Below are 11783 nucleotides of genomic sequence, written 5' to 3' on the forward strand. Positions count from 1 at the left end.
AACAAAATACCCGTTTTTTTATATTTTTTTTCTCTAAAGAACTAAATGTCACGAAATTGTAACCGAATGTAACGCTTATTACGAAAGAAAAGTCGTAATTTTGCAGCGGTATTTTAAATAACATGAAATATGGAAGAGAATATGAAAAGAATACTTGTTGTTGATGATGAGCAAGACTTGTGTGAGATTCTGAAATTCAATCTCGAAACAGAAGGATATGAGGTAGAAACAGCCAATTCGGCAGAAGAGGCTTTGGAGATGGACATTGCTTCGTTCGATCTGCTGCTACTGGACGTCATGATGGGAGGAATGAGCGGTTTCCAGCTGGCTAAGCAGTTGAAGGACAATCCGATGACAGCCAATGTTCCAATCATCTTCCTTACAGCCCGTGATACGGAAAACGATACGGTGACAGGATTCAATATCGGTGCCGATGATTATATCTCGAAACCTTTCTCTATCCGAGAGGTGATGGTCAGAGTGCGTGCCGTCTTGCGCCGTACCGCAGAACAGGCTGGCGATGCTGATGAATCGAAGATCATCAACTATCAGGGACTGCAGCTGAATCTGGACAAGAAGACGGTGAGCATCGATGGTGAGGCTATCCCTTTCACCAAGACCGAGTTCGAACTCCTGCGTCTTTTCCTCGAAGAGCGCGGCAAGGTGTTCTCCCGTCAGGAACTTATCGACCGGGTATGGCCTAAGGATGTGATGGTACTCGACCGCACGGTGGATGTCAACATCACCCGTATGAGAAAGAAGATTGGTAAGTTTGCCAAGTGCATCGTTACCCGTCTGGGATTCGGTTATTATTTTGATGCGTAATTAAAATGTTTAAGTTAAATAGTGTAGGTAGGAAGTTGTACTTCTGTGTACTGGCGGTGTTCCTTGTGTTCGCCGTCAGTTTTATCGTGTTCCAGCAGGCACGTGAGAAGCAGTATAAAATAGGTACGCTTACTATCAAGCTGGAAAATTATAATGAACTGTTGGCAGAAGATCTGGCGCTCTCTCCTGGTGAAGGAATTATTCTGCAGGATAGCCTTCACAATAAGAAAGTGACTGTGGCTCATGAGAAGTTGCAGGCTTTTGTCCGAGAACATGAAAGCAAGGATCTTCGTGTTACGTTGGTGCGCCCTAACGGTAAGGTGATTTATGACAACATGAGTTCCGACTATGAACATTTTGCCAACCATGCCAAGCGGGAGGAAATAGCAGAGGCCTTGAAAAACAGGGTAGGCTCAAGCGTGGAGCGACAGTCTAAAACCCTGAAGCACGATTATTTCTATGTGGCTTCTTATTTTCCGGAAAGCAAGCTCATCATCCGTACGGCACTACCTTACAATAATGATTTGGCAAAATCGCTGCAGGCCGACCAGCATTTCATCTGGTTTGCTATCGTAGCCGTCATTCTGCTTACCATCGTGCTCTACCGTTTTACGGACCGTCTGGCTAAGAATGTTTCCAAACTGAGCATCTTTGCTTATAAGGCAGACCACAACGAGAGTCTGGAGGTGGAAGATCTCGCCAAGTTCCCTAACGATGAGTTGGGCGAGATAGCTGAGCGCATCATCAAGATGTATAAGCGCATACAGACCACCCGACGTGAACAGGATGTACTGAAGCGGCAGCTTACCCAGAATATCGCTCACGAATTGAAGACTCCTGTAGCAAGTATCCAGGGCTATCTGGAAACGATACTCGACAATCCGCATATCAACGAAGAGATGAAGTCGCAGTTTCTGCAGCGCTGTTATGCCCAGAGCGAGCGTCTCACCTCTCTGCTCCGCGACATCTCAACCCTGAACCGGTTGGATGACGGTTCGGATATGATAGATTTCGAGGCGGTAGACATTACGCAGATGGTGAGTGAAATAGCCCATGAGACGGCGCTGGAAAGAGAGTCGCACAAGATGACTTTCGAGAATCTTCTTCCCGACCAGCATATTATCGTGAAGGGTAACCGCAGTCTGCTCTATAGTGTGTTCCGCAATCTTACCGACAATGCCATAGCTTATGCTGGCGAAGGACGTAAGATAACGTTGAGTGCCAAGGAGCAGGGCAATAAGTGGCATTTCATCTTCTGTGATAATGGTCAGGGAGTTCCTGCCGAGCATCTCTCCCGTCTTTTCGAGCGTTTCTATCGGGTAGATAAGGGACGCAGCCGCAAGATGGGTGGCACCGGTTTGGGTCTTGCCATCGTCAAGAATGCCGTTCTCCTGCATGGCGGAACCATCCGTGTGAGCAATCAGCAGGAAGGCGGCTTGAAATTTGAATTTACGCTTAAGAAATAAAAATGTTTTTTGAATAAAATATCTAAGCGGAAAATATCAATAATCAAGTGGCTGATAAAGGTACTTAAGTAATAAATATAGGTAAAGAAAGGCAAGACTTCTGAGAAACTTCTGAATGAGGTTCTACAGAAACCTTGCCTTTTTTGTGTTTTAGAACATTTTTGTTTTCTTTTTGTAAACTTTGCTTAAATCTATTGTTTCTGACTTTTTTCTATTAAAAGTGTAGACAATATTTCTAAATGTTGACGAAAATCAAGAAAAACTAACTTTTTTCTATAGAAATATCGATAAAGTTTGCATTAATCCAATACTTTTTCTTACCTTTGCACCCGTAAAGCAACGAGAGAGGCTTAAAAAATGTAAGAAGAGAAAAAATAAATATATAAAGTTATATAAGAGTTGTTTAATTATTTAGAGAAGATTTTATGGAAAAAAGATTGCTTTTCTTGTTAGTCAATCTCTTCCTTTTTGTGGGGGGGGTATTGGCTCAAACGAAAGTAACAGGTACCGTAGTTTCTCAGGAAGATGGTGAACCTGTCATTGGTGCATCTGTCGTAGTCGCTGGAGCGGCACGTACAGGTACCGTCACCGATATTGAAGGTCACTTCTCTTTGGAGGTACCTGCTGGTAAAAAACTTGTAGTTAGCTACATCGGTATGCAGAGCCAGACCTTGACTCCAGCCGCCAAGATGACTATCCGCCTGAAGGCAGATAGCAAGAGCTTGGGCGAGGTGGTTGTAACGGGTATGCAGAAGATGGATAAGCGTTTGTTTACTGGTGCTACTACAAAAATTTCTGGCGACAAGACAAAGCTGGATGGTGTCGCAGACATCAGTCGTGCCTTGGAAGGTAAAGCGGCCGGTGTGTCTGTGCAGAACGTCTCAGGTACTTTCGGTACAGCTCCAAAGATTCGTGTGCGTGGCGCTACTTCTATTTATGGTAGCTCAAAACCTCTTTGGGTGGTAGATGGTGTTATCATGGAGGACGTAACTGAGGTTGATGCTGATGATTTGTCTTCTGGTAACGCTGAGACCCTTATTTCTTCAGCCATAGCAGGTCTGAATGCTGATGATATTGAAAGTTTCCAGATTTTGAAGGATGGTTCTGCTACCTCTATTTATGGTGCACGTGCCATGGCTGGTGTCATCGTTGTTACAACCAAGAAAGGTAAAGCTGGTACAAATCGTATCAACTATACTAGTGAATTCACCATGCGTTTGAAGCCAAGCTACCGCAATTTCAATATCATGAATTCTCAGGATCAGATGGGTGTATATCGTGAGATGTACAACGATGGTTATTTCTCTTTTGAAAAGAGTTATCGTGCTTCTAACAGTGGTGTCTTTGGCAAGATGTATCACCTGATGAATACATATGATTCGAAGACGGGAACTTTTGGATTGCCTAATACTGAGGAGGCGATGAATAGCTATCTCCAGAAGGCTGAATACCAAAATACTGACTGGTTTGACTTACTCTTCAGTAATAGTATCTCCCAGAATCATTCCGTCAGCATGTCTACTGGTACCGATAAGGCTCAGTATTATACATCTTTCAGTGTGATGAACGATCCAGGATGGTCTAAGCAGAGCAAGGTACAGCGTTATACAGCCAATGTAAATGCTCTTTACAATATTTCGAAGAAATTGTCTTTCAATGCCATAGCTAATGCTTCCTATCGTAAGCAGCGCGCTCCTGGTACTACTTCACAGTCTGTAAATAATGTGACAGGTGAGGTGTCTCGTGATTTTGATATCAACCCATATTCTTATGCGTTGAACACTTCTCGTACCATGGATCCTAATGAACTCTATGTGCGTAACTACGCTCCGTTCAATATTTTCCGTGAATTGGATAATAACTACCTGAGCCTCGATGTTGTGGACATGAAGTTCCAGGGCGAATTGAAGTATAAGCCTATTACTAAGGTGGAACTTGCAGTACTTGGTGCATACAAGTATTCTACTACGACCAATGCTGCCACCATTACAGACCAGTCAAACCAGGCATGGGCTTATCGTGCTATGGATGATGCCACGATGCGTGATGCCAACCCTTGGTTGTATACTGATCCAGATAAGGCAAACTCTTTGCCATTCTCTGTATTGGAAAAGGGTGGTTTTTATCGTGAGACCAAATATAAGATGAATAGCTGGGACTTCCGTGCCACAGCTAGCTATAATGATGTATACAACAAAGACCATATCGTGAACTTATTCGGTGGTTTGGAAATCAATTCACTCGACCGTAGCCGTTCTTATTTTAATGGCGTTGGCATGCAGTATGATATGGGTTATCTCCCTGCTTTCAACTATAACTTCTTCAAGCAGTTGGCGGAGGAGAATGGTCAATATTATAGTTTGGATAATTCATATCAGCGTGAGGCTTCTTTCTTTGGTACTGCCACCTATTCTTATAAGGGTCGCTACACAATTAATGGTACCATTCGTTATGAGGGTTCCAATAAGTTGGGTAAGAGTCGCTCAGCTCGTTGGTTGCCTACTTGGAACGTGTCTGGAGCATGGAATGCTCATGAGGAGAGTTGGTTTGCTAAGTTAAATCCTGTTCTTTCCCATCTTACATTAAAAGCATCATATTCATTGACAGCTGATCGAGGTCCTGCTTCCGTTTCTAACTCGTTGGTAGTGATACAGAGTTACAACCCTTGGCGCCCATTTGCCGGTGACAAGGAGACTGGACTTGAGATTTATCGCTTGGGTAATGATGATTTGACCTATGAAAAGAAGCATGAGTTGAACCTCGGTTTGGATATGGGCTTTTTGAATAACCGCATTAATGTGACTTTCGATTGGTATCGCCGCAACAATTATGATTTGATTGGTCCTAAGCGTACCATGGGTGTTGGTGGTGAGATCTATAAATATGCCAATGTGGCAAGTATGCGTTCACATGGTGAGGAGTTGACTATTTCCACTCGCAACATTGAGACCAAGGATTTTAAATGGAGTACCGACTTCATTTTCTCTCACTCAAAGAATACTGTAACCGACTTGGATTCACGTGCTAACATCATGCAGATGATTACAGGTACCGGTTTCACAATGAATGGCTATCCTGTTCGCTCTTTGTTCTCTATTGATTTCAAGGGATTGAACAAAAAAGGTCTGCCTATCGTTGTGAATCAGAATGGCGAGGAGACAAGCTATGGTGGCGATCTCTACTTCCAGTCAACTACAACAGATTACTTGAAGTATGAAGGTCCAACAGACCCAACCATTAACGGCAGTTTCGGAAACACCTTCTCTTATAAGGGTTTTAAACTGAATGTGTTCATTACATACGCTGCAGGAAATAAAGTACGTCTTGATCCAGCTTTCAGTTCTTCATACTCAGACATGACTGCCATGCCAAAGGAATTTATAAATCGTTGGACTCAAGCCGGTGATGAAGCTTATACGGATGTGCCAGTCATAGCAGACCAGCGCATGAAGCAGAATGACAATTATATTGGTTATCTTTATAATGCATATAACTATTCTACGGCTCGCGTAGCTAAGGGTGATTTCATTCGCATGAAGGAGATTTCTTTGGCTTATGATTTCCCAGGCAAGTGGATTCAGGCCCTTCGCTTGAACAGCGTTAATTTGAAACTTCAGGCTACTAACTTGTTCTTGATTTATTCAGACAAGAAGTTGCACGGACAGGATCCTGAGTTTTTCAACACTGGTGGTGTGGCAACCCCAATGCCACGTCAGTTTACATTGACATTAAGAGTAGGACTTTAAAGAAAGAGAGATAATTATGAAAAAGAATAAATTATATATAGCATCGGTGGCTTTTGCGGCATTGTCATTGGTCACATCATGCGACAGCTTCCTGGACAAGTTGCCAGATGATCGTGCCGAGGTAAATACCGAGGAAAAGGTGACCTCTCTGCTTGTGTCTGCTTACCCAACTGCAAGCAGCAATCTGATATTGGAATGGAGCTCAGATAATTATGCAGACAATGGAAAGCAGTATAGTACCAATCAGGAAATAGAGCAGGTTTATCGTTTTCAGCCAATTACTGCTCAAACCAATGATTGCCCAAAGAGTTTGTGGAATGGTTATTATGCTGCAGTTGCAGCAGCCAACCAGGCTTTGGCTTCCATCGATGAGATGGGTAATCCAGCATCGCTAAAGGCGCAGAGAGCTGAGGCTTTGCTCTGTCGTGCCTATAGCATGTATCGTCTTGCTACAACTTTCTGTATGACTTATAATCCAGATAATGCAGAGAAGTGCATGGGACTTCCTTATCCAACAAAGCCTGAGACAACTGTAAACCCTGATTATAAGCGTGGTACACTGAAGCAACTTTATGAGCAGATTGATGCAGATATCGAGGCTGCCTTGCCTGATGTGAGCGATGATATCTATACCCAGCCTAAGTATCATTTCAACCAGAAGGCTGCGTATGCTTTTGCTGCTCGTTTCAACCTGTACTATATGAACTATGACAAAGTGATAAAATATGCTGACAAGGTGCTTGGAGCAAATCCAGCCTCTTTGTTGCGCAACTATGTGCCTTTTATGTCTTTGTCTAATTCAGAGGATATGGAGAATCGTTATATTTCTTCATCAGAGAATGCAAACCTCTTGTTGATGACGGCAGGTAGTAAAATTGGTAGAAGAGTCTGTGGTGATGAAGAGCGTTTTTGTCACAATCAAAATGTAAGTCTGTATGAAACGATTTGGGCTAAGATGCCATGGGGAAGGGGATCCCAAGACAATACTCTCTACCAGTCAAACTTGTTGTTTGGCAATGCCCATATTCTTATCTTCCCAAAGATGTTTGAACATTTTGAGTTTACCGACAAGATAAACCAAACTGGATTTGTTCATGTTGTAGATGCTGTGTTCACTACTGATGAAACCCTTCTTTGTCGTGCTGAGGCTTATGCCATGAAGAAGGAGTATGATAATGCAGTGAAAGATATCAATACATGGATTGTGTCGCATACTGGGACTGCGAAAGGTACGGCAAAACGCCCAACAATGACAGTTGAAAGTATCAAGACTTTTATCGAAAGCTTGCCGTATGCACCTGTTACACCAAAATCCAATTTGGAGCATAGCATTCGTAAGACATTCCATCCACAGGGATTCACGGTTGAGGCTGGTACCCAAGAGGATATTTTGCAATTCATCTTACAGATGCGTCGACTGGAGACCCTGTATCAAGGTCTTCGTTTCCTTGACATCAAGCGCTATGGCATTGAGTTCAGCCATGATGTTGACGAAGAGTCTCCTATTGTATTCAAGGCTGGTGACTTGCGAGGTGCGATTCAATTGCCAGATGATGTAATTGAGGCAGGATTACCTGCAAATCCAAGAGAAGAGTCTAACAAATAAAAAATGAGTAAACTATGAAATATATAAAATTATTCATACTGATAGCGTCAGTCTCTCTGTTTGCTGCCTGCTCAGACGATAGTCTTGATTCTAAGAGTATTTTCGATACGCAGAATAAGGAAGAGCAGAATGACTTTGACAAGTGGCTCAAGACCAACTATGTGGATACCTATAATATCCGCTTTAACTATCGATATAGTGACAAGGAGACGGACAACAGGTATAATCTTGCACCTGCCGATTTTAATAAGTCTAAGGCATTGGCTATTATGGTCAAGCATATTTGGCTGGATGCTTATAAGGAAGTGATGGGCGATCAGTTTATGAAGACCTATTCTCCTCGTGTGATGCAGTTGGTTGGCTCAGCAGCTTATGATTCTCAGTCTTCTATTGTGATGGGTACTGCTGAGGGTGGCTTGAAAGTAACTTTGTATAATGTAAATATTATCGATGTTGATAATCCAATCATAGATCCAGAAAATCCTTTCGTTGACAAGAAAAAAGGTACATACGATCTGAACTACTGGTTCTTCCATACAATGAATCATGAGTTCTGTCATATTCTGACTCAGAAAAAGAATTATTCTACTGAGTTCCAGACAGTTTCTGCCGGCAAGTATCAGACTTCAGGTTGGGTGAATGTAGAGGATAAAGATGCTCCATCCATGGGATTTGTATCCGGTTATGCCAGCGGTGAGTATAATGAGGACTTTGCTGAGATTTTTGCCCAATATGTAACCCATTCAGAAGCAGCATGGCAAAAAATACTGAGTGCAGGTATTGTATACGAAACAGATGCAAATGGCGATTATGTGCTTGATGCAGACGGCAATCCTATAGTGAAGGATGCAAGTGGCTATAAAGCTATTATTCAGAAATTTAACATTCTCAAGGAATATTTTGCCAACACTTGGGGCATGGATATTACCAAGCTTCGTGAAGTTATCTTGCGTCGTACGGCAGAAGTAAAGGCAATGGATTTAGAAACATTAAAGTAAGACGGATATGAAAAAAATATATAACATATTATTTACGCTGATTGCGGTCTTGTCTTTCACATCTTGTTCCAACGACATAGATGAAGTGTTCGACAAACCTTCTGCAGAGCGAGTGAATGATGCAATAGCAGAGTATAAGACGGTTCTTACTTCTGCAGAGAATGGATGGCTGATGAAATATTATCCTAAGGCTAATACCAAGTATGGTGGATATAATCTGTTGTTGAAATTTGGAACAGATGGAAATGTTACTGCCATGAGCGATGCTTTGGGTGCAGACACGAAAGCCACATCACATTATAAATTGGAGCAGAGTGCTAGTATCGTTCTGTCTTTTGATGAGTACAATAAGGTGATTCATTTCTTCTCCGATCCAGCTAACCCTGATGGTATTGGTGATAATGGTAAGGGTATGGAAGGTGACTTGGAGTTCCGGGTGCTTACCGCCACTGCTGATTCTGTAGTCATGCTTGGCAAGAAGCGTGGTACAAAAATAGTGATGACTCCTATGGCGAAGGATGCCGATTGGACTGAGACCATTAATCAGATAGATGGTTTGGAGCAGGAGATGCAGTTCCCTAGATATACTTGCGAGGTGAATGATGTCAAGTATGTAGCTACATCAAGCTATCGTACCATTACTTTCACTAGTTCTAATGCCGAGGAAGGCTCTACAACGGAACCTTATATTGTTACAGACAAGGGCATTGAATTTTATGAGCCAATAACTCTTAATGGCGTTACTATCAAGGGATTCAACTATAAAGGGGGCGATAACTATGAGTTTGAATCCACAGATGCCGCTGTAAAGATGTTCGGCGTAGTTCCTCCTATCAGTGAGCAGGTTATCAGTGGAGACTGGTTCTTCTCTGTAGCTAATATGGGTAGCTATACTCAGGCGTATTGGAATGCTGGTAACGAAAAGGTTTCTAAGTATTATTCTCCTTGCCTTTTTGCTGCTTTTACCACTTCTGCGTTTAATGACTATGCAGGACATTGGGGAATCTTTTTCAATGTGGCAGGCTATGCTTCGTTCATAGACATTACTCCTACTATCGTTGACGATGATCATATCTCATTTGCTTGTCCTGGCAAGTTTAATGCGAATGGTCAGTATTTCTATAGTTGGGGTCAGCTGTATATGATTTATGCACTGACTGGTGATGAGGGAAGTCATGCAGCCGGCGTGGCCAAGACTTATAAAATCGAGTTGCTGGAAGGTACATCGAAACAGCCTTCTTCTATAAAGTTGACTGATGAGAGTAATCCAAATAACTGGTTTGTCTTGACAACTAGTATGCCAGAATCTCTTTTTTAGAGTTCATCCATCATGAAATAAAATTATATACATAATGTTTAATAGGATTCTTTGTGAAAAGAATACATAAAATCTCTCGTCTGGGGGCGTGCTCATTTAAGCACGCCCCTTATTTGATTATTGCGCTCTTTAAATTTGTAGCATATGCACCTTGGAAGGTGCACATCTATGCGCAATATGCACCTTCCAAGGTGCATATTTATGTTTTTTTCTTTCAAAGCTTCAAGCTTTTTGCTAAAAGTGTCCTTTACCCTTATTTCTAATAATTGCCAGAGAGTTTTTATTAGTACTTAGCGTTTATTGTCTAGTTATGGAAGAATATTCTGCCGAGGAATAAGTTGGCTGTTAATCGGAAATAGTGTACTGGCGAATGAAGAGCAGCTGACTAGCCATACACTCGCCAGTTGGCTGTTCTATAGGAACAGTCAGCGTAAATGCCTGAATTATTGTTGTAAGTAAAGGATAAGGAAATACTCTTCACTCTTCACCTTTCCTTCGGAATCCCCAGTGTTTATGGGCGTTTCGAGGGGTGAAGAGTTCTTGGACACTCTTCACCCACTCTTCACCACTCTTCACCTTAGCTGGTTCGGCAGAGGATGTGTCATAAGTTTATGATTCACCCTTTTCTTGTTGTTGGAAGAGTAAGAATATGTTGTTGGATGAGTAAGGATATGTTGTTGGAAGAGTAAGAATATGTTGTTGAGGCAGTCTGTATCTTCGGTCGCACAACAGCTGTTGTGCGCTTGCATAACAGCTGATATGCGCATGCACAACAGGTGATGTGCATGCGATGGTCAACTGTTATGCACCAACATCCAGACTTATGACACACCCTCCTCAGGGACACCTAGCGGTCTTGCGCTGCAATTTACGCCTGTTGATCTTTGGAATCGGTGAAGAGTGGTGAAGAGTGGGTGAAGAGTTGCTGCAAACTCTTCACCCCTCGGAATGCCGATAAACACAGGGGTTTCCGAAGGAAAGGTGAAGAGTGAAGAGTAAAAGCGTGTTCGCTTGCAGATAAAAAATGGGGCGCAAGCTGTTTCCATGAAAGGAATCGCTTGCGCCCCTGATATTATTGCTTATGAGTAAATGAGCACCCTAAGATTAGAACTTGTAGATAGCACCAAATGAAATGTTGCTTGCATCTACGTTAAGTCCGAATGTTGATGAGTTTTTACCTTGGTCAGGAGAATAACCTTTGTAACCGAGGAAACCTACCTTTGTGATGAAGTTTACGTGGTCTGAAAGCTTAACAGCCAAACCTGGCTTGATGCCTACCTCGTAAGAATCGCCACCGCCCTTGCTGTAACTGCTGTAACCGATTGTACCTTCTACGAAGAGGTTAACCAACTTGGTTTCTACGGCTGTGTAACGTACGTAAGGAGCTACAGTGAATGTTGTAGATTCACCTACAGGAGAAAGCTTGCAAACTTCGCCCTTCTTGATACCAATCTCGAGACCTGCTTCCCACTTGTTGTTGAATTCGTAACCGATTTCAGGCATCAGGGTGTAAGCTGTCTTGCTGTCACCACCCTCAAACTTGTTGCTGGAAATACCAGCTGTACCACCGATGTAAACCTGTGCGCTAGCGCAAACTGAAACGAGAGCCATAGCAAGGCTCAACATAATCTTCTTCATAATCAATCTTTTCTTTTAATTATTACTTTCTTTTATCACTCTAATCAGGTAGCTTTTCAGCCCCTTTATTTATGATAGCAAAGCACATCCCAGACATGCCCTGCACTCTCTAATTCGGCGGCAAAGGTATAGGAAATAACTTAAAACTCAAAACTATTTCTCAGTTTTTCTTGCAAAACAAGCCGT

Annotated in this window: 7 protein-coding genes; 6 read left to right on the plus strand and 1 reads right to left on the minus strand. The window is 42.5% G+C overall.

What is annotated here, in order from left to right; all coding sequences use genetic code 11:
* Positions 1–129 precede the first annotated feature (129 nt).
* From DWV53_RS09905 to DWV53_RS09930, 6 genes are all read left to right on the plus strand, one after another.
* Complete coding sequence (locus DWV53_RS09905; RefSeq protein ID WP_022121453.1) at positions 130–825, plus strand: response regulator; 696 nt, start codon at positions 130–132, stop codon at positions 823–825.
* 5 nt (positions 826–830) lie between these two features.
* Positions 831–2291, plus strand: a complete 1461-nt coding sequence (locus DWV53_RS09910) for a sensor histidine kinase (protein ID WP_118153288.1) — start codon at positions 831–833, stop codon at positions 2289–2291.
* Between the two features lie 425 nt (positions 2292–2716).
* Entirely contained in the window at positions 2717–6037 is a 3321-nt protein-coding gene (locus DWV53_RS09915; RefSeq protein ID WP_118153291.1) for a SusC/RagA family TonB-linked outer membrane protein, read from the plus strand.
* Positions 6038–6053: 16 nt separating this feature from the next.
* A complete protein-coding gene (locus DWV53_RS09920; protein ID WP_118153295.1) occupies positions 6054–7643 on the plus strand; it encodes a RagB/SusD family nutrient uptake outer membrane protein in 1590 nt (529 codons plus the stop codon).
* 14 nt (positions 7644–7657) lie between these two features.
* Positions 7658–8641 (plus strand): zinc-binding metallopeptidase, encoded by a 984-nt coding sequence (locus DWV53_RS09925; protein ID WP_118153298.1) that lies wholly within the window; start codon positions 7658–7660, stop codon positions 8639–8641.
* Between the two features lie 7 nt (positions 8642–8648).
* On the plus strand, positions 8649–9959 hold the full coding sequence (locus DWV53_RS09930; RefSeq protein ID WP_118153301.1) for a DUF4302 domain-containing protein: 1311 nt from the start codon (positions 8649–8651) through the stop codon (positions 9957–9959).
* A 1104-nt stretch (positions 9960–11063) separates the two neighbouring features.
* Here the strand turns inward: DWV53_RS09930 and DWV53_RS09935 are convergent.
* A complete protein-coding gene (locus DWV53_RS09935) occupies positions 11064–11597 on the minus strand; it encodes a porin family protein (protein WP_259318959.1) in 534 nt (177 codons plus the stop codon).
* Positions 11598–11783: the final 186 nt, after the last annotated feature.

It is taken from the genome of Segatella copri (assembly GCF_003465495.1).
Taxonomy (GTDB): domain Bacteria; phylum Bacteroidota; class Bacteroidia; order Bacteroidales; family Bacteroidaceae; genus Prevotella; species Prevotella copri_G.

What these genes read in the sequence shown, in the direction of transcription:
- DWV53_RS09905 (WP_022121453.1), top strand. Translation starts at nt 130, where the DNA reads ATGGAAGAGAATATGAAAAGAATACTTGTTGTTGATGATGAGCAAGAC.
- DWV53_RS09915 (WP_118153291.1), top strand. Translation starts at nt 2,717, where the DNA reads ATGGAAAAAAGATTGCTTTTCTTGTTAGTCAATCTCTTCCTTTTTGTG.
- DWV53_RS09930 (WP_118153301.1), top strand. Translation starts at nt 8,649, where the DNA reads ATGAAAAAAATATATAACATATTATTTACGCTGATTGCGGTCTTGTCT.
- DWV53_RS09910 (WP_118153288.1), top strand. Translation starts at nt 831, where the DNA reads ATGTTTAAGTTAAATAGTGTAGGTAGGAAGTTGTACTTCTGTGTACTG.
- DWV53_RS09935 (WP_259318959.1), bottom strand. Translation starts at nt 11,597, where the DNA reads ATGAAGAAGATTATGTTGAGCCTTGCTATGGCTCTCGTTTCAGTTTGC.
- DWV53_RS09925 (WP_118153298.1), top strand. Translation starts at nt 7,658, where the DNA reads ATGAAATATATAAAATTATTCATACTGATAGCGTCAGTCTCTCTGTTT.
- DWV53_RS09920 (WP_118153295.1), top strand. Translation starts at nt 6,054, where the DNA reads ATGAAAAAGAATAAATTATATATAGCATCGGTGGCTTTTGCGGCATTG.